The sequence below is a fragment of the Aeromicrobium sp. Leaf289 genome, assembly GCF_001423335.1.
GTDB lineage: Bacteria > Actinomycetota > Actinomycetes > Propionibacteriales > Nocardioidaceae > Aeromicrobium.
The window spans coordinates 331981-348466 of record NZ_LMNK01000004.1; the positions used below are offsets into that span (position 1 = coordinate 331981).

At 70.9% G+C, this 16486-nt stretch carries 16 protein-coding genes and 4 tRNA genes; 8 read left to right on the forward strand and 12 right to left on the reverse strand.

Annotated elements, in window-relative coordinates; genetic code table 11:
• Positions 1-228: 228 nt before the first annotated feature.
• The 5 genes from ASF37_RS14130 to ASF37_RS14150 form a co-directional block, all read right to left on the reverse strand.
• On the reverse strand, positions 229-435 hold the full coding sequence (locus ASF37_RS14130) for a hypothetical protein (protein WP_055970555.1): 207 nt from the start codon (positions 433-435) through the stop codon (positions 229-231).
• Between the two features lie 52 nt (positions 436-487).
• Positions 488-757, reverse strand: a complete 270-nt coding sequence (locus ASF37_RS14135) for a hypothetical protein (RefSeq protein WP_055970553.1) — start codon at positions 755-757, stop codon at positions 488-490.
• A 424-nt stretch (positions 758-1181) separates the two neighbouring features.
• Positions 1182-1253: transfer RNA gene (locus ASF37_RS14140), tRNA-Val, on the reverse strand.
• Positions 1254-1287: 34 nt separating this feature from the next.
• Positions 1288-1358: transfer RNA gene (locus ASF37_RS14145), tRNA-Cys, on the reverse strand.
• A 25-nt stretch (positions 1359-1383) separates the two neighbouring features.
• A tRNA-Gly gene (locus tag ASF37_RS14150) sits at positions 1384-1455 on the reverse strand.
• A 93-nt stretch (positions 1456-1548) separates the two neighbouring features.
• Here ASF37_RS14150 and ASF37_RS14155 point away from each other — a divergent pair.
• The 3 genes from ASF37_RS14155 (at position 1549) to ASF37_RS14165 (ending at position 3068) form a co-directional block, all read left to right on the forward strand.
• The gene (locus ASF37_RS14155) at positions 1549-2385 is read left to right on the forward strand and encodes an aminotransferase class IV (RefSeq protein ID WP_056581277.1); all 837 of its coding nucleotides are present in this window, start codon (positions 1549-1551) and stop codon (positions 2383-2385) included.
• A 52-nt stretch (positions 2386-2437) separates the two neighbouring features.
• A tRNA-Val gene (locus ASF37_RS14160) sits at positions 2438-2509 on the forward strand.
• 73 nt (positions 2510-2582) lie between these two features.
• Entirely contained in the window at positions 2583-3068 is a 486-nt protein-coding gene (locus ASF37_RS14165; RefSeq protein WP_200914573.1) for a YbaK/EbsC family protein, read from the forward strand.
• Between the two features lie 64 nt (positions 3069-3132).
• Here ASF37_RS14165 and ASF37_RS14170 read toward each other — a convergent pair whose 3' ends face one another.
• The 5 genes from ASF37_RS14170 to ASF37_RS14190 are packed head-to-tail and all read right to left on the reverse strand — an operon-like array spanning position 3133 to position 6388.
• Positions 3133-3336, reverse strand: a complete 204-nt coding sequence (locus tag ASF37_RS14170; protein ID WP_055970547.1) for a hypothetical protein — start codon at positions 3334-3336, stop codon at positions 3133-3135.
• 19 nt (positions 3337-3355) lie between these two features.
• Positions 3356-3748, reverse strand: coding sequence for a hypothetical protein (locus ASF37_RS14175; protein ID WP_055970545.1), 393 nt, complete (start codon positions 3746-3748; stop codon positions 3356-3358).
• A gap of 53 nt (positions 3749-3801) precedes the next feature.
• Positions 3802-4401 (reverse strand): acetoacetate decarboxylase family protein, encoded by a 600-nt coding sequence (locus tag ASF37_RS14180; RefSeq protein ID WP_055970544.1) that lies wholly within the window; start codon positions 4399-4401, stop codon positions 3802-3804.
• Positions 4392-5813: an NAD(P)/FAD-dependent oxidoreductase gene (locus tag ASF37_RS14185; RefSeq protein ID WP_056555118.1), complete on the reverse strand. Its 1422-nt coding sequence runs from the start codon at positions 5811-5813 to the stop codon at positions 4392-4394. The genes ASF37_RS14180 and ASF37_RS14185 overlap by 10 nt, the downstream gene beginning before the upstream one ends.
• Positions 5810-6388 (reverse strand): TetR/AcrR family transcriptional regulator, encoded by a 579-nt coding sequence (locus ASF37_RS14190; protein WP_162237371.1) that lies wholly within the window; start codon positions 6386-6388, stop codon positions 5810-5812. Before ASF37_RS14190 ends, ASF37_RS14185 begins: the two co-directional genes overlap by 4 nt.
• Before the next feature lie 56 nt (positions 6389-6444).
• Between ASF37_RS14190 and ASF37_RS14195 the strand changes: the two genes are divergently transcribed.
• Positions 6445-8154, forward strand: a complete 1710-nt coding sequence (locus ASF37_RS14195; protein ID WP_055970538.1) for a GMC oxidoreductase — start codon at positions 6445-6447, stop codon at positions 8152-8154.
• A 9-nt stretch (positions 8155-8163) separates the two neighbouring features.
• Here the strand turns inward: ASF37_RS14195 and ASF37_RS14200 are convergent, their stop codons facing one another.
• Together ASF37_RS14200 and ASF37_RS14205 are read right to left on the reverse strand one after the other, a co-directional pair.
• On the reverse strand, positions 8164-8622 hold the full coding sequence (locus ASF37_RS14200; protein ID WP_055970536.1) for an Lrp/AsnC family transcriptional regulator: 459 nt from the start codon (positions 8620-8622) through the stop codon (positions 8164-8166).
• Positions 8619-10004: an aspartate aminotransferase family protein gene (locus tag ASF37_RS14205; RefSeq protein ID WP_056581280.1), complete on the reverse strand. Its 1386-nt coding sequence runs from the start codon at positions 10002-10004 to the stop codon at positions 8619-8621. The genes ASF37_RS14200 and ASF37_RS14205 overlap by 4 nt, the downstream gene beginning before the upstream one ends.
• Before the next feature lie 151 nt (positions 10005-10155).
• On the opposite strand from ASF37_RS14205, the gene ASF37_RS14210 reads away from it, so the two are divergent.
• The 4 genes from ASF37_RS14210 (at position 10156) to ASF37_RS14225 (ending at position 16442) form a co-directional block, all read left to right on the forward strand.
• Entirely contained in the window at positions 10156-11709 is a 1554-nt protein-coding gene (locus tag ASF37_RS14210; RefSeq protein ID WP_056581283.1) for an APC family permease, read from the forward strand.
• Position 11710: 1 nt separating this feature from the next.
• The gene (locus ASF37_RS14215) at positions 11711-12958 is read left to right on the forward strand and encodes a saccharopine dehydrogenase family protein (protein ID WP_056581286.1); all 1248 of its coding nucleotides are present in this window, start codon (positions 11711-11713) and stop codon (positions 12956-12958) included.
• Between the two features lie 100 nt (positions 12959-13058).
• Complete coding sequence (thrS, locus tag ASF37_RS14220; protein ID WP_056555103.1) at positions 13059-15044, forward strand: threonine--tRNA ligase; 1986 nt, start codon at positions 13059-13061, stop codon at positions 15042-15044.
• 42 nt (positions 15045-15086) lie between these two features.
• Complete coding sequence (locus ASF37_RS14225) at positions 15087-16442, forward strand: hypothetical protein (RefSeq protein ID WP_156368215.1); 1356 nt, start codon at positions 15087-15089, stop codon at positions 16440-16442.
• The last annotated feature ends 44 nt before the right edge of the window (positions 16443-16486 follow it).

A 16486-nucleotide genomic window follows, 5' to 3' on the forward strand; every position in this document is an offset into this window, starting at 1 on the left:
CGCGATCCCGGACCCCCGCGCGGGGGTCCGGGACCACTGGCACGCGCAGCTGTGGTCTCAACCAACGGTGCTGCCCTGCACGTTCCCCGGCCCGAGGAGTCCGAAACACACCCGGTCCTGGGGTGCGGACGTCTCGGTCGGGCTCCGGCGCAGGACGAGGCCCGAAGGTGCCGGTCGTCACGGCGTTGGAGCGTCGGCCCGTGGCGTCAACCGCAGGCCCCAGAGGGCTCACATCGGTGTGGTGGACTCCGCGAGGGACCTGCCGTCGACGGGTGTCGGCCTGATGTCCAGGCCGGCGGCTCGGGTCGGTTTCTCGACGGAGACGTCGCCGACGTCGTGGAGCGCGCAGACCGGCACGGCGAAGCGCGCGTCGTCCAGCTCCAGCTGCGACAGCGTGGACGCCGTCTCGTGGCAGTTGACCTCCGCGCACTTCATGCACCGATGGTGCGCCGGGATCGGCGTTCGCGCCAGTCGCCGTGCCGATCGTTCACCTCCCGGTTGCCAAGGGTCGGGGCGGCGCGGCAGGTCGAAGTCGCGTGGCCGGGAGCCAGTTCAGGACGACGGCGCCCTCGGGCAGGACCATCGCGACGTGGGCCCACCACTGTCCGTCACGTCGCTGCCACGTGATCAGCAGCCCCGGGTAGGGCGCCATGTCCGGGTGCTTCGCGGACGGGGCGACCCAGACGTGCCGGATCCGCTCGGCCCGCTCGAGGTGGTCGGCGGGGGAGCGGTCTCCGTAACGACGGTTGGCGCCCATCGGGCGATCGTACTCGAACAGGTGATCGAATGCGACGGAGCGCCGCTGGACGCAACGAGACGAGAAGGCTCGGGAATCGTCGAGCTTTCGGAGCCTTCCCGTCGTGGGACGTGCGGGTCCGACGCCGGGGCGTGAACGTGGGTGGACCCCCGGCTCGGCATGGGAGTGGGTGAGCCGGGGGTCGTGCGCGCGCAGGTGCATTCCACCATCTGCGCGCTTCACGCGCGGTGGGGCGACTGTGAAGCCGTCGCGGGGCGCTGAGGCATGGGGCTGGCGGCGTGGTGCTCGCGGTGTGGGGCGAGCCGGCGCGGGAGTCTCGTGCGGAGAGCCCCACGGCACGTGCACCGCATGAGCGGACGGATCCGCCGTGGGGAGAAAGACGAGAAGGCCCCGGATTCGGCGAGATTCCGGAGCCTTCTCGAAGTGGGCGATACTGGGTTTGAACCAGTGACCTCTTCCGTGTCAGGGAAGCGCGCTACCGCTGCGCCAATCGCCCGAGGGTGGTGCTGTTCAGTTGGTGCGTCGTGTCGAGGTGGGTACGGGATTTGAACCCGTGTACACGGATTTGCAGTCCGTTGCCTCGCCTCTCGGCCAACCCACCGCTGGATGGGTATGGAGACCCTCCGAGCGGACAACGAGATTCGAACTCGCGACCCTCACCTTGGCAAGGTGATGCTCTACCACTGAGCTATGTCCGCATTCGCACCGTTTCCGGCGCGGGAAGAAACATTAGCCGATGGGCTCCGGCGCACCAAACGGGGGGTCGTCGTCGGCGGGGGTACGGTGGCGACATGCGTGCCTGGGTGGACGGACGAGTCCTCGGATCACCGGAAGAACCGGCCATCAGCGTCCTCGACCACGGGCTCGTGGTCGGCGACGGAGTCTTCGAGACGGTCGCCGTCGACAGCGGGGTGCCGTTCGCCCTCACGCGCCACCTCGAGCGGTTGGCCGGCTCGGCCGCGGGGCTCGGCATCGGGCGCCCCGACCTCGGCCTCCTGCGGGAGGGTGTCGCCGCCACGATGGACGGGCAGGACCTGCCCTTCGGTCGGATCCGCATCACCGTGACGTCGGGCCGGGGCCCCCTCGGCTCGCCGCGCGGCGACCACGGGCTCACGCACGTGGTGGTCGCCGAGCCGGCCGAGCGCCCGCCCTCGGTCGCGTCGATCGCCACCGTGCCGTGGCCCCGCAACGAGCGCGGCGCGCTGGCCGGGCTCAAGACCACGTCGTACGCCGAGAACGCGAAGATGGTCGAGGCCGCCCGGGCCGCGGGTGCGTCGGAGGCGGTCATGCCCAACACGCAGGGCCACCTCTGCGAGGGCACGGGGTCGAACATCATGTACGTCCTCGACGGCACGCTGGTCACGCCGACGCTGGCGTCGGGCTGCCTCGCGGGCATCACGCGCGCCCTCGCCCTCGAGTGGCTCTCGGCCGAGCTCGACGTCGTCGAGCGCGACGCACCCATCGAGGTCCTGGCCGACGCCGACGAGGTGGTGCTCGTCGGCACGACCCGCGACATCCAGGCCATCTCCCACGTCGACGGCCGCGCGGTCGGCGCGGCCCCCGGCCCGATCACCCAGCAGGCGCAGGCCATCTGGGCCCGCGAGGCGGCCAAGCACTCCGACCCGTAGGGAACCGAGTGGGACCGCCGCGGAGACGTGCGTTAAGGTTCTGTGCGTCCCCGGGCGATTGGCGCAGTGGTAGCGCGCTTCGTTCACACCGAAGAGGTCACTGGTTCGAACCCAGTATCGCCCACCGACACCGAAGCCCCCGGCCCAGCGCCGGGGGCTTCGTCGTGCGTCCGCCGGGCGCTCCTACGATGGCGGGCATGTCGATCGAGACCGCCCGCGCCCACCTCGCCCGCTTCGGCCGAGGCGACGACGTCGTGGAGACGTCGGGGTCCAGCGCCACCGTCGAGCTCGCTGCCGCCGAGCTGGGTGTCGAGCCGGCACGGATCGCGAAGACGTTGGGCTTCTACGGAGCCGAGCCGGGCACGAGCATCCTCGTGGTGGCGGCCGGCGACGCACGGGTCGACAACGCGGCGTTCAAGGCCGCCTTCGGCATCAAGGCGCGCATGCTGAAGCCCGACGACGTCGAGGCCCTCACCGGGCACGCCATCGGCGGTGTGTGCCCGTTCGCCAACCCCGACGTCGCCGCCGTGCACCTCGACGCCTCACTACGGCGCTTCGCGTCGGTGTTCCCGGCCGTCGGCAACGCCGCGTCGGCCGTGGAGCTGACGCCAGACGAGCTCGAGGTCGTGGCCGAGCCGGTGGGCTGGGTCCAGGTCACGAAGGACCCCGCGCCGGCGTCCTGACACCTTCGGGTCGATCGACGGAGCCAGGACCGACCCGAACGCGTCAGGACGCGCGCGGGCGCGCTCAGGTGGTCTCGGCGGTGCCGAGGGGGTCGAGCCGGGTCCAGCCGCGGTCGGTGTGGCGCTCGAGCCGGAGCCCGCGCCCCTCGCCCGCGGACGGGCCCTCGAAGGGGTGGCTGGAGCGCCAGGCCACGGCAGCCTGGTCGTGCTCCAGGGATCGCTCGGCGACGACGTCGCCGTCCTCGGTGGTCAGTCGGTAGTCGGCCATGGGTCCACCGTGCACCGGATCACTCGCCCGTGCACTCCGCGTAGGCCTTGCCGTACTCCTCGGTGTCCTGCACGGGCGACGCGGTCGGCGCCTCGATCTGCTCGCCCGGACGGCCGTAGAGCTCGTCGTCGAACACGATGAGCGGCGGCCCGTCGACGCAGTCCGTCACCTCCTGGACCCCGGCCTCCCCGTCGGCGACGCAGAGGTCGTAGTCGGCCGGGAGGTCGTCCCCGGCCTTCCAGACGCTGGAGCAGTCCGGACCCGTGGGCACGGGCGACGCGCTGGCACTCGCTCCGTCGGAGCCGCGTGGCTGGTCCGAGGGACCGGAGCCGCCCGAGGGCTCGTCCGACCCTCCGGACGTGCAGCCGGCGGCGAGGACGGCGAGGAGCAGGATGCTGGCAAGACGACGCATCCCTCGAGGCTAGGCCATCTCGCGCAGGGTCTTCTCGCTCTGGGCCATCGAGGTCAGGACGAGCGCCGTCCGAAGAGCAGGGCGAAGCGCGGCACGCGCAGAGAGACCACGGGCCTGCGCCCGGAGAGCAGGCCGAGCACGCCGTCGAAGGTCCACGAGGCACGCACCAGCTGGGCGCTCACCCGCCCGCGCACCGGCGTGACGACCGACCGCCCGGCGCGGGCCTGGGCGATGCGGAAGCCGAGGGGCCAGCGTCCGGGGAGCGCCCGGGTGCGCTCGACGGTGGCTGACGCCAGGCCGAGGCCCTCGTGCCGCCGGCCCGGCTCCACGCGGAACTCGGCGAGGTCCTTCGGGATGGCCCACAGCGCCCGGCCACCGTCGCGGGACGCCTCGCTGTCGACCCAGATCCACGGGATCCACACGCGGAACCTCAGCCCACGGCGCACCAGCACCGTCGCCATGATCTCGTCGTAGGTGAGCGGGCTGGGCTCCTCGTACCGGAAGAACGCCGCCGTCACGACCGCCCGGCCGCGGAGGGTGACGATCGTCGTGCCCGGCGGCGGGGCGGGCAGGTCGGCGGCCGGCACGAGGAACACCGACGCCAGGGCCTGGCCGTGCAGGTCCCACGGCTCCGGGGGGTAGGTCACGTCCATGCGAAGTCCTCCGGCTCCACGGTCCGCACACGCCGGTGGTACGGGTAGGTCGACCCCGGCCAGTTCGACGTGATCCGGCCCGACGGATGGCGGTACCAGCTGTCGCAGCTGCCCCACACGGAGGACTCGAGCCGTTCCTGGACCTGCTGGTCGTACTCGGCCTCGACCTCGGGGCGCACGTCGACCGCCTCGTAGCCACCGGCTTCCATGCGGTCGAGCACCTGGCGCATGTGCCGGGCCTGCGCCTCGAGCATGTAGATGATCGAGCCGCCACCGAGGTTGGTGTTGGGCCCGTAGGAGACGAACAGGTTGGGGAACCCCGGCACGTACATCCCGAGGTGGGCGTGGGCCCCGTCGGTCCAGCGCTCGGCCAGAGGCTCGCCCCCGGCGCCGCGCACGTCGATCGAGCTCAGGAAGTCCTGCGAGTCGAACCCCGTGCCGTAGATGATCACGTCGACCTCGTGCACGGTGCCGTCGGCGGTCTCGACGCCCTGGGGGAGGACCCGCACGATGCGATCGGCCACGACGTCGACGTGGTCTCGCTCGAGGGTCGGGTAGAAGTTGTTGGAGAACAGGATCCGCTTGCACCCGATCGGGTAGTCGGGCGTCAGCAGCTCGCGCAGGCGGGCGTCCTGCACCTGGCGGCGCAGGTGCGCGAGTGCTGCCTTCTGCTCGACCTTGCCGACCAGGCTGCCCTCGTCGAGGCCGCGTGAGAACTGCTCGCCGAACGTCCACCAGAGCGGGCGCTCCAGGCGGATGCCCGGTCGCCACCAGCGGGGGAGCGGGCCGTCGGGCTTGGGCAGGATGTAGTTCGCCGAGCGCTGGAAGAGCGTGAGGTGGGCGGCGTCCTCGGCGACGTGGGGCACGTACTGGATCGCGCTCGCGCCCACGCCCACGGCGGCGACGCGCTTGCCCGCCAGGTCGACGTCGTGGTCCCAGCGAGCCGAGTGGAACCAGTCGCCGGCGAAGTCCTCGAGGCCCGGCAGGGCCGGCAGGCGCGGCTCCGAGAGCTGGCCGACGGCGCTCACGAGCACGTCGACCCGCTCGACGACCCCGTCGGCGAAGCCGACGTCCCAGGCCTGCTCGTCCTGCTGCCAGTGGGCCGAGACCACCTCGCGGCCCAGCTGGACGCGGGGCGTGATGCCGTACTCGTCGGCGACCCGGTGCAGGTACTCCCGGATCTCCGGCTGCAGCGCGTACCGCTTCGACCACTGCGTGTTGACGGCGAACGAGTAGGAGTACAGGGGCGACGGGACGTCGCACCCGGCACCGGGGTAGGTGTTGTCGCGCCACACCCCTCCGATGTCGTCGCCGCGCTCCCAGAGGCGGACGTCGTGGTGGCCGTGCGAGAGCAGCTCCGCTGCCACCGCGATGCCGCCGAAGCCGGAGCCGATGATGCCGACGGATGTCATGACGCCTCCAGGACGTGGACGAGGTGGATGGTGAGCAGGGCGAGGACGTCCTCGCGGGCCAGGGTCCCGCGCTGCAGCCACTCGCGGCACAGAGCCTTCACGTAGGCGGCCGAGGCCCTGAGGCGTGCGCGCAGGTCGGGGGAGTCGGGCAGACCCACGGCGTCGAGCACCAGTCGTGCCGCGCGGTCGTCGGCCTCGTCCACGATCCGCTGCAGGTCGGACTCGCCGCTGAGCTCGGCCGCGCCCGCCGCGGCCACCCAGGCCTGGCCGTAGGTCTGGGCGGCGTCGAGGATCCAGTCCATCGTCACGCGCACGCGTTCCTCGAGCGGCAGGTGCAGGAGGTCGGGCAGCTCGCTGGCCGGCATGAGCAGCGAGTCGCGCATGACGGCGAGGAAGATCTCGCGCTTGGAGCCGAAGTAGTGATGCAGGAGTCCCCGGGTGACCCCCGCCGCGCGAGCGAGCTCGGCGAGCGAGACGTCGTCGTAGGATCGCTCGGCATACAGCGATCGCGCGGCCTCGACGATCTGGCGTCGCCGGGCGTCGGGCTCGAGCCGGGTGCGGTTGAGGGCGTTCACGGGACGAGTGAACAACGCTATTGGCAAAGTGTCAACAAGCGGGTACGGTGCGGGACATGAAGCACTACGACGTCGTGGTGGTGGGTTCGGGGTTCGGCGGCAGCGTCAGCGCCCTGCGACTCACCGAGAAGGGGTACTCGGTCGCCGTCATGGAGGCCGGTCGACGGTTCGCCGACGACGAGCTGCCCGAGACCTCCTGGCGCCTGAGGCGCTACCTCTGGGCGCCGTGGGCCCGGTGCTTCGGCATCATGCGCATCACGCCCCTGAAGGACGTCCTGATCGCCAGCGGTGCCGGCGTCGGCGGCGGTTCCCTGGTGTACGCCAACACGCTGTACCAGCCGCTCGACGGCTTCTACGACGACCCGCAGTGGGCGCACGTCACCGACTGGCGCGACGAGCTGGCCCCGCACTACGACCAGGCCAAGCGGATGCTCGGCGTGGCCACGTACCCCGGCCACACGCTGCCCGACCGGCTCATGGCCGAGGTGGCCCAGGAGCTCGGCGTCGGCGACACTGTGCACGCGGCCGACGTCGGCGTCCTCTTCGGCGACCGGCCCGGCGAGGACGTCGGCGATCCGTACTTCGGGGGCGCGGGACCGAGCCGCCGCACCTGCACCGAGTGCGGCGCCTGCATGACCGGGTGCCGCCGCAACGCCAAGAACACGCTCGTCAAGAACTACCTGTACCTCGCGGAGAGCGCCGGAGCCGAGGTCCACCCCCTGACGACCGTCACCGACGTGCGGCCGCGGACCGGTGGCGGGTACGAGGTGCGCACGCGGCGGACGGGCAACCGGCTGCGCCGACGTCGCTTCAGCGCCGACCACGTGGTCTTCGCCGGCAACGCGCTGAACACCCAGGACCTGCTGCACCGCCTGCGTCGACGGTCGTTGCCGCACCTCTCCGACCGCGTCGGCGAGCTCAGCCGCACCAACTCCGAGGCCGTCCTCTCCGCCCGCGCGAGCGCCAAGGACGCCGACGTCACCCCGGGCATCGCGATCACCTCGTCGTTCCACCCCGACGCCGTGACCCACGTGGAGCCGGTGCGCTACGGCCGTGGCTCCGGGGCCCTCAGCCTGATGAACATGGCGCTGGCCGACCATCGAGGCGGGGGATCGCAGCTGCGCAAGGTGCTGCGCGGCTACCGCGGCCTCGGCCTGCGACGGTCGCTCCGCCTGCACGACCCGCGCCGCTGGGCCGAGCAGTCGATCGTCGTGCTGGTCATGCAGTCGCTCGACAACTCCGTCACCACGTTCCTGAAGCGCGGCCCGTTCGGGCTGCGCATGACCAGCCGCCAGGGCAAGGGCGAGCCCAACCCGTCGCGGATCCCCGTGGCCGACCACGTGGCGCGCGAGCTCGCCGACAAGCTCGACGGCGTGCCGGGCGGCTCCTTCGGCGAGCTGGTCGGCATCCCGCTCACCGCCCACTTCATCGGCGGGTGTGCGATCGGCACGTCGCCCGAGGAGGGGGTCATCGATCCCTACCAGCGGCTCTACGGCCACGACGGCCTCCACGTCGCCGACGGGTCCGCCATCAGTGCCAACCTCGGCGTCAACCCGTCGCTCACCATCACCGCCCAGGCCGAGCGCGCGATGTCGTTCTGGCCCAACAAGGGCGAGCCCGACCCGCGTCCCGCGCTGGGTGAGCCGTACGAGCGCATCGACGCGGTCGCGCCACGGTCCCCGGTCGTGCCCGACGACGCCCCGGGTGCCCTGGTGCTCCCGATGCCGACCGTCAGGCCGGGCGCCCGCGCGCAGGTCGAGGCCTGAACCGACGCGTCAGTCCGGGACGCCCCACGAGTAGGTCTGCTTGACCAGCTTGAGGTACATGAAGGTCTCGGTGCTCATCACGTCCTCGCGGGACCGGATCTTCTCCGACAGCACCGTCAGCAGGTGCTCGTCGCTCTCGCACACCAGCTCGAGGATGAGGTCGAACGAGCCGGCCGTGATGACGACGTAGTCGACCTCCGGGATCTCGGCCAGGGCGTCGGCGAGGGGCTCGAGCGGACCGTTGGCCCGGATGGCGATCATGGCCTCGCGGGCGAAGCCGAGCTGCATCGGGTCGGTGACCGCGACGATGTTGATGACGCCGGCCTCGGTGAGCTTCTGCACGCGTTGGCGCACCGCTGCCTCCGACAGGCCGACCTCCTTGCCGATCGCGGCGTAGGACATGCGGCCGTCGGCCTGGAGCAGCGCGATGATGCGCTTGGCGACCTGGTCGAGCGCGGGTGCGGTCATGCGGAGATCTTCGCCCATGCCTCACCGAGCACGGAACGCAGCACCTGTTCGATCTCGTCGAACTGGGCCTGGTCGGCGACCAGCGGCGGCGCGAGCTGCACCACCGGGTCGCCACGGTCGTCGGCGCGGCAGTAGAGACCGGCGCCGAGCAGCGCCGTGGACAGGAACCCGCGCAGCAGACGGTCGCACTCCTCGGGCGTGAAGGTCTCCTTGGTGGTCTTGTCCTTCACCAGCTCGATGCCGTAGAAGAACCCGTCCCCGCGGACGTCGCCCACGATCGGCAGGTCGAGCAGGGACTCGAGCGTCCCGCGGAACGCACCCTCGGTCGCTCGCACGTGCTCGAGCAGCCCGTCCCGCTCGAAGAGGTCGAGGTTGGCCATCGCGACGGCGCACGACACGGGGTGGCCGCCGAAGGTGTACCCGTGGGCGAAGCTCGTGCCCGTGCGCAGGAACGGCTCGGCCAGGCGGTCGCTCACGATCGTCGCGCCGAGCGGCGAGTAGCCGGACGTCAGTCCCTTCGCGCACGTGATCATGTCGGGCACGTAGTCGTAGCGCTCGGCGCCGAACGTGGTGCCGAGCCGGCCGAAGGCGCAGATCACCTCGTCGGAGACGAGGAGCACGTCGTGCGCGTCGCAGATCTCGCGCACCCGCTGGAAGTAGCCGGGTGGGGGTGGGAAGCACCCGCCGGCGTTCTGCACCGGCTCCAGGAACACCGCAGCGACGGTGTCGGGTCCCTCGGCCTCGATGGCGACCTCGATCTGGTCGGCGGCCCAGCGTCCGAACGCCTCCAGGTCGTCCTCGTGCACCGGGGCCCGGTAGTGGTTGGTGTTCGGGACGCGGAAGGTCGACGGCACGAGGGGCTCGAACTGCTGCTTCAGCGTCGGCAGGCCGGTGATGGAGAGCGCACCGTGCGTCGTGCCGTGGTAGGCGATCGACCGGCTGATCACCTTGTGCTTGAGCGGCTTGCCCACGAGCTTGAAGTAGTTCTTGGCCAGCTTCCACGCGGTCTCGACGGCCTCGCCGCCCCCGCTGGAGAAGAACACGCGGTTGAGGTCCCCGGGGGCGAGCGCCGCCAGGCGCTCGGCCAGGTCGATCGCGGTGGGGTGGGCGTAGGACCAGAGCGGGAAGAACGCGAGCTCCTGGGCCTGCCGGGCCGCGGCCTCGGCCAGCTCGCGGCGCCCGTGCCCGGCCTGCACCACGAACAGCCCGGCCAGGCCGTCGAGGTAGCGACGGCCGCGGTCGTCCCAGACGTAGCAGCCCTCGCCGCGGGTGATCACCGGGACGTCGGCACCGCCGGGGGACCTCAGGGGAGCGAAGTGCATCCAGAGGTGGTCCTTGGCGGCCTTCTGACGTCGAGCGGCCTCGGGGTCGAGTGGGGTCATGGTTCCTCCGATCACCTGTGAGTATTCGCGACGGATTGCGTCGAGTGCAAGGGTCCTCGCATCTGATTGCGTAACGATCGTGTGACGACTCTTGCGGATTCCGTTGGCGAGGTGCAGAGTTCGGTCATCGTCGGCGGAGCAGAGGAGCGTCATGTCTGAGGTCGAGGGAACCGGGCCGGGCAGCACGACCACGGCAGGCAAGAAGGGTCTGAAGGCCAACGCGATCGGGTTCTGGGAGGGCCTGTCGATCGGGCTCGACGCGACGGCCCCGGCCTACTCGATCGCCGCGGTCCTCGGCTCGATGGTGGTCGTGGCCGGCATCCATGCGCCCGCGGTGATCTGGCTGTCGTTCGTGCCGATGTTCCTCATCGCCGGCGCGTTCCTCTACATGAACCGCGCCGACACGGACTGTGGAACGACGTTCTCCTGGGTCACGCGGGCGATGGGGCCCTGGATCGGCTGGATCGGCGGCTGGGCCGTCTTCACCACCGGCGTCCTCGTGATCGGCTCCCTCGCCGACGTGGCCGCGCGCTACCTGTTCGTCATGGTCGGCGCCGACGGCCTCGCCGCGAACCGCACCGTCGTCATCACCGTGGCCGTCGTGATCGTGCTGGTCATGACGTGGCTCTGTGTCCGGGGGACCGAGGCGTCGGCCAAGTTCCAGGTCTGGCTCGTCTTCGCCCAGGTCGGTGCACTGCTGCTGTTCGTCCTCGTGGCGGTCGTGCGTCTGTTCATGGGCAACCTGCCCGCCGGGGCGACCAACCCCGACTGGAGCTGGCTCAGCCCGTCGGGCCTGACCTCCGACCAGCTGGTCAGCGGGCTGCTCATCGGCGTGTTCATCTACTGGGGCTGGGAGAGCGCGGTCAACCTCTCGGAGGAGTCCGAGGACGGTGACACCGCTCCCGGCCGGGCCGGGATCTGGAGCACGGTGATCCTGGTGGTCACGTACCTCGGGGTCGGCATCGTCACCATCGCCGCCGGTGGCGTGGACTTCGTGACCGGCTACGACGACGACGACGCCCTGTTCGGCGCCATCGGGGACCTGGTGCTCGGACCGTTCGCGTTCATCCTCCTGCTCTCGATCATCACCTCGGGCATCGCGTCCACCCAGACGACGATCCTGCCCGCGTCCCGCGTCTCCCTGTCGATGGCGAGCGCCGGGGCGTTCCCGAGGATCTTCTCGCGCATCCACCCGAGCTACGGCACGCCGTCGTTCAGCACGTGGTTCATCGGCGGCGTCGCGATCCTCTGGTACGTCGGCGCGAGCGCGGTGAGCGACAACTTCCTGTTCGACTCGATCTCGGCGCTCTCGCTCATGATCGCCTTCTACTACGCCCTCACCGGCGTGGCGTGCGCGATCTACTGGCGACGCCGCCTGTTCACGTCGGTCAAGGCGTTCCTGCTCATCGGGGTCGGCCCGCTGGTGGGTGCCGCGACGCTCTTCTACCTGCTGTTCGAGTCGGTGCGCTCCCTGGCCGACCCCGAGGCGTCCTACAGCGGCACCTCGGTGCTGGGGGTGGGTCTGCCGCTCGCGATCGCCGTGTTCTTCCTCGGACTCGGTCTCGTGCTCATGCTCGTGTGGCGGTTCACGGTGGGCGCGGCGTTCTTCAGCCGCAAGGGCTTCGAGACGGTCTCGGACGCGGTGGCCCTCGCTGCTCTGGGACCGACGCGCCCGGGCGCGGCGCTGCCCAAGGACGGGGAGTGACATGAGGATCCTGCTGGTCGGCTCCGGTGGCGTGGGGGCGGCGTTCACCGCCATCGCCGCGCGACGTGACTTCTTCGAGAAGATCGTGGTCGCCGACTACGACCAGGCGCGTGCGGACAAGGCGGTCGACGCGCTCGACGACGACCGCTTCGTCTCCGCACAGGTGGACGCGTCGTCCGCCGACGCCGTCGCGACGCTGTGCCGCGACCACGGCGTCACGCACGTGATGAACGCCGTCGACCCGCGCTTCGTCATGCCGGTCTTCGAGGGCGCGCACGCGGCAGGCGCCGACTACGTCGACATGGCGATGTCGCTGTCGCGCCGGCACCCGGAGGAGCCGTACGCCAGGGTCGGCGTGAAGCTGGGCGACGAGCAGTTCGCGGTCGCCGACCAGTGGGAGTCCGACGGTCGTCTCGCCCTCGTGGGCATGGGTGTCGAGCCCGGGCTCTCCGACGTGTTCGCGCGCTACGCCGCCGACCACCTCTTCAGCTCCATCCGCGACCTCGGCACGCGCGACGGCGCCAACCTGGCCGTCCACGACGAGGACGGCAACGAGCTGTTCGCCCCCTCGTTCTCCATCTGGACCACGATCGAGGAGTGCCTCAACCCGCCCGTCATCTGGGAGAAGGCGCGCGCCGACGAGCCCGACGGCGGCTGGTTCACGACGCCGCCGTTCTCCGAGCCCGAGGTCTTCGAGTTCCCCGAGGGGATCGGACCGGTCGAGTGCGTCAACGTCGAGCACGAGGAGGTGCTCCTGATGCCGCGCTGGGTCGATGCCGAGCGCGTGACGTTCAAGTACGGCCTGGGCGAGGACTTCATCAACGTCCTGCGCGCCCTGCACGACGTCGGCCTCGATCGGACCGACCCCGTGCAGGTGGCGTCGGCCGACGGCCCGGTCATGGTCTCCCCGCGCGACGTGGTGGCGGCCTGCCTGCCCGATCCGGCCACCATCGGTCCGCAGATGACCGGCAAGACGTGCGCCGGGCTGTGGGTCACCGGTGTCGGCAAGGACGGTGAGGAGCGCGAGACGTACCTCTACCACGTGGTCGACAACGAGTGGGCGATGCGCGAGTACGGGCACCAGTGCGTCGTGTGGCAGACGGCGGTCAACCCGGTCGTGGCGCTCGAGCTGCTCGCGAACGGCACCTGGAGCGGCGCCGGCGTGCTCGGCCCGGAGGCCTTCGACGCCGTGCCGTTCCTGGACCTGCTCAGAGAGTACGGCGCCCCGTGGGGCCAGCGCGACTCCTGAGGTCGTCCTGACCTGCGAGGACCGGCGCGGGCCCCCTAGGGTGGGGGCAAGCAGCACGGCCCAGTCGTAGGGGTCGTCGAGAACCGAATGGAGCACCGCCATGTCCGTCACCGTGCACGTCGCCGTCGAGGCCGGGGCAGAACCCACCTCCCAGACCGTGGACGACGGGACGAAGGCGTGGCAGCTCTTCGCCGAGCAGCCCGACGTGGTCGTCGCCCGCATCGACGGTGAGCTGCGTGACCTGTCCACCGTCCTCGTCGACGGGTCGACCGTGGAGCCCGTCGCCATCGACAGCCCCGACGGCCTCGACGTGCTGCGCCACTCGGCCGCCCACGTCATGGCGCAGGCCGTGCAGGAGCTCTTCCCGGACGCCAAGCTCGGCATCGGTCCGCCGATCACCGACGGCTTCTACTACGACTTCGACGTCGAGGAGCCGTTCAAGCCCGAGGACCTGCAGGCCATCGAGTCGCGGATGAAGAAGATCGTCAAGGAGGGCCAGCGGTTCGACCGTCGCGAGATCAGCGACGACGACGCCCGCACCGAGCTCGCCGACGAGCCGTACAAGCTCGAGCTCATCGGTCTCAAGTCGCAGGCCGGCTCCACCGAGGGTGCCAGCGTCGAGGTGGGCGAGGGCGGCCTCAGCATCTACGACAACGTCAAGCGCGACGGCTCCCTGGCGTGGAAGGACCTGTGCCGCGGCCCGCACCTGCCCACCACCAAGCGCATCCCGGCCTTCACGCTCATGCGCTCGGCCGCCGCCTACTGGCGCGGTGACGAGAAGAACAAGCAGCTGCAGCGCATCTACGGCACCGCCTGGCCCACCAAGGAGGCGCAGGAGGACTACCTGCACCGCCTGGAGGAGGCCCAGCGTCGTGACCACCGTCGGCTGGGCACCGAGCTGGACCTCTACAGCTTCCCCGACGAGATCGGCTCCGGACTGCCCGTCTTCCACCCGCGCGGTGGGGTCATCAAGCGGGAGATGGAGGACTACGTCCGTCGTCGGCACATCGAGGAGGGCTTCGAGTACGTCGGCACCCCGCACATCGCCAAGGAGGGGCTCTTCCACACCTCCGGCCACCTGCCCTACTACGGCGAGGGCATGTTCCCCTCGCTCGACGTGGACGGCCAGGAGTACCGCCTCAAGGCGATGAACTGCCCGATGCACAACATCATCTACCGCTCGCGGCAGCGGTCGTACCGCGAGCTGCCGCTGAGGCTCTTCGAGTTCGGGCACGTCTACCGCAACGAGAAGTCGGGCGTCATCCACGGCCTCACTCGCGTGCGCGGGTTCGCGCAGGACGACTCGCACTCGTACGTCACCCCCGAGCAGGCGCCCGACGAGATCCGCCACCTGCTGAACTTCATGCTGAGCCTGCTGCGCGACTTCGGGCTCGACGACTTCTACCTCGAGCTGTCCACCCGCGACGACCGCAAGGACAAGTTCATCGGCTCCCACGAGGACTGGGAGGTCGCCACGCAGGTGCTCGCCGACGTGGCCGCGGAGACCGGCATCGAGCTCGTGCCCGACCCGGGAGGAGCGGCGTACTACGGCCCCAAGATCTCGGTCCAGGCCCGTGACGCCATCGGCCGCACCTGGCAGATGGGCACCGTGCAGTACGACTTCAACCAGCCGTCGCCCGAGCGGTTCAACCTCGAGTACGTGGCCGCCGACGGCACCCGCCAGCAGCCCGTGATGATCCACTCGGCCAAGTTCGGCTCGATCGAACGGTTCCTCGGCGTGCTCGTGGAGCACTACGCGGGCGCCTTCCCTCCGTGGCTCGCCCCGGTGCAGGCCGTCGGCATCCCGGTCGCGGAGCGCCACGCCGAGTACCTGTACACCCTGGGCCAGCGACTCAAGGGTGCCGGCATCCGGTTCGAGGTCGACGACTCCGACGAGCGCATGCAGAAGAAGATCCGCACCGCGCAGACGCAGAAGGTGCCCTTCATGCTCATCGTCGGCGACAACGACGTCGAGGCCGACGCCGTCTCGTTCCGCTACCGCAACGGGGAGCAGGAGAACGGCGTCCCGGTCGACGACGCGGTGCGCCGCATCCTCGAGGCCGTCGCGTCGCGCGAGCAGGTCTGACGAATCGCCACGCCGGGCGGTGCGGCGACCTAGTCTGGTCCCGTGATCAGGGGGATGCTGGCGGGTGCCGTCGCGCTCGCGATGGTGACGTCGACGGTCCCGGCGTCTGCCGCAGAAGGTGAGGCGTTGCTGCGTCTCGGGATGAAGGAGCGATGCGTGGCGCCCGGCCAGGGCTACCCGCTCGCGTCGGTGACGGTGCACTCCGACGCGGCCCCCGTCGCGGGTGCCACCGTGCAGTGGCGTCAGGACGGGACCATCCTGCACACCGCGGTCACCGACGACCATGGCGTCGCGCAGGCCGAGGGCGTGCAGGCCGTCCGCACCGACGAACCGGTGATGGTCACGTCCGTGGACCCGGCGAGCGGTCGGTCGGTGACCCTGCCCGACCGGGTGCGTGACACCGGGGTGCTGGCCTCGGCGGGCTGGGTGCGGCGCTTCGTCGTTCCCTCCTCCTTGGTGAGCCCGCTGAGCGTCGGAGGGGCCGGGCCGAGGGAGTGGACGGCGAAGGCCGACCTCTCGTGCACGACACGGCCGGTTCCCGGGGCGCTCGTGGACGTGCTCGCGACCGGTCCCGAGGACTCAGAACCCATGCTGCTGGAATCCCTCCCTCCCGACGAGGATGGGAAGTGGCGCTTCTCCGGCTGGGCGACCTTCGGCGGCCCGACGACGTTCACCGTCCGCAGCCGGACGCCGGATGGTCACGTCCTCCACCTCGGTCGCCGCGCCGGCGACCTGGCGCCTGAGGCCACCTGGATCAACACCTCCGTCACGGGCGTGCGCAGCGAGCTGATGGCGTCCACCCTGCTGACCCGGGGAACGACCTACACGACCCGGGCCGAGCTGGTCGCCGACGGCGGGGACGGGCGGCGGCGCGGTGCGCTGGACCGGGTGGTCGACGTCACCTTCGTGGACCGGGTGACCGGTCGCTCCACCAGTCTGTCCCCGCTGGTGGTCGCCGACTTCGACGGAAAGATCGCGCTCGACAGCTCCCACCGGGCGACCAGGTCGGGCACGTACCACTTCTCCTTCCGCGGCACGAGGGCCGAGCAGGGCGCAACCGCCACCCTGAGGGTGCGCCTCCGCCCGAAGATCAGCGGCTGGCCGGTGAAGCGGATCGCGGCCAAGCGGTCGACGACCCTGCGTCGCACCGTCACGATCGCCGAACGCGAGAACGCCCGCGCCGAGCTGCGCGTCTGGAACCCGCGGTACCGCGCCTGGGACCCCGTCGGCGGCCTGCGCACGATCGACGCCAGGGGTCGCTTGACGTTCACCGTGCCGAAGGTCAGGGGGACGAAGGGCTACCGACTCGTGATCGGGGACGTGACGTCCACCCGGGGTGGCGGACACGCGTTCGACCCGGTCGCGACGACGAAGACCTGGACCGTCACCCGGCGCTGAGCGACGTCTCGGTAGGTTGTCCCGGTGACTGCAGACGACCGCCT

Excerpts from the sequence above, each read along its gene's own strand:
- ASF37_RS14130 (WP_055970555.1), bottom strand. The coding sequence starts at position 435 with ATGAAGTGCGCGGAGGTCAACTGCCACGAGACGGCGTCCACGCTGTCG.
- ASF37_RS14135 (WP_055970553.1), bottom strand. The coding sequence starts at position 757 with ATGGGCGCCAACCGTCGTTACGGAGACCGCTCCCCCGCCGACCACCTC.
- ASF37_RS14155 (WP_056581277.1), top strand. The coding sequence starts at position 1,549 with ATGCGTGCCTGGGTGGACGGACGAGTCCTCGGATCACCGGAAGAACCG.
- ASF37_RS14165 (WP_200914573.1), top strand. The coding sequence starts at position 2,583 with ATGTCGATCGAGACCGCCCGCGCCCACCTCGCCCGCTTCGGCCGAGGC.
- ASF37_RS14170 (WP_055970547.1), bottom strand. The coding sequence starts at position 3,336 with ATGGCCGACTACCGACTGACCACCGAGGACGGCGACGTCGTCGCCGAG.
- ASF37_RS14175 (WP_055970545.1), bottom strand. The coding sequence starts at position 3,748 with ATGCGTCGTCTTGCCAGCATCCTGCTCCTCGCCGTCCTCGCCGCCGGC.
- ASF37_RS14180 (WP_055970544.1), bottom strand. The coding sequence starts at position 4,401 with ATGGACGTGACCTACCCCCCGGAGCCGTGGGACCTGCACGGCCAGGCC.
- ASF37_RS14185 (WP_056555118.1), bottom strand. The coding sequence starts at position 5,813 with ATGACATCCGTCGGCATCATCGGCTCCGGCTTCGGCGGCATCGCGGTG.
- ASF37_RS14195 (WP_055970538.1), top strand. The coding sequence starts at position 6,445 with ATGAAGCACTACGACGTCGTGGTGGTGGGTTCGGGGTTCGGCGGCAGC.
- ASF37_RS14200 (WP_055970536.1), bottom strand. The coding sequence starts at position 8,622 with ATGACCGCACCCGCGCTCGACCAGGTCGCCAAGCGCATCATCGCGCTG.
- ASF37_RS14205 (WP_056581280.1), bottom strand. The coding sequence starts at position 10,004 with ATGACCCCACTCGACCCCGAGGCCGCTCGACGTCAGAAGGCCGCCAAG.
- ASF37_RS14210 (WP_056581283.1), top strand. The coding sequence starts at position 10,156 with ATGTCTGAGGTCGAGGGAACCGGGCCGGGCAGCACGACCACGGCAGGC.
- ASF37_RS14215 (WP_056581286.1), top strand. The coding sequence starts at position 11,711 with ATGAGGATCCTGCTGGTCGGCTCCGGTGGCGTGGGGGCGGCGTTCACC.
- thrS (WP_056555103.1), top strand. The coding sequence starts at position 13,059 with ATGTCCGTCACCGTGCACGTCGCCGTCGAGGCCGGGGCAGAACCCACC.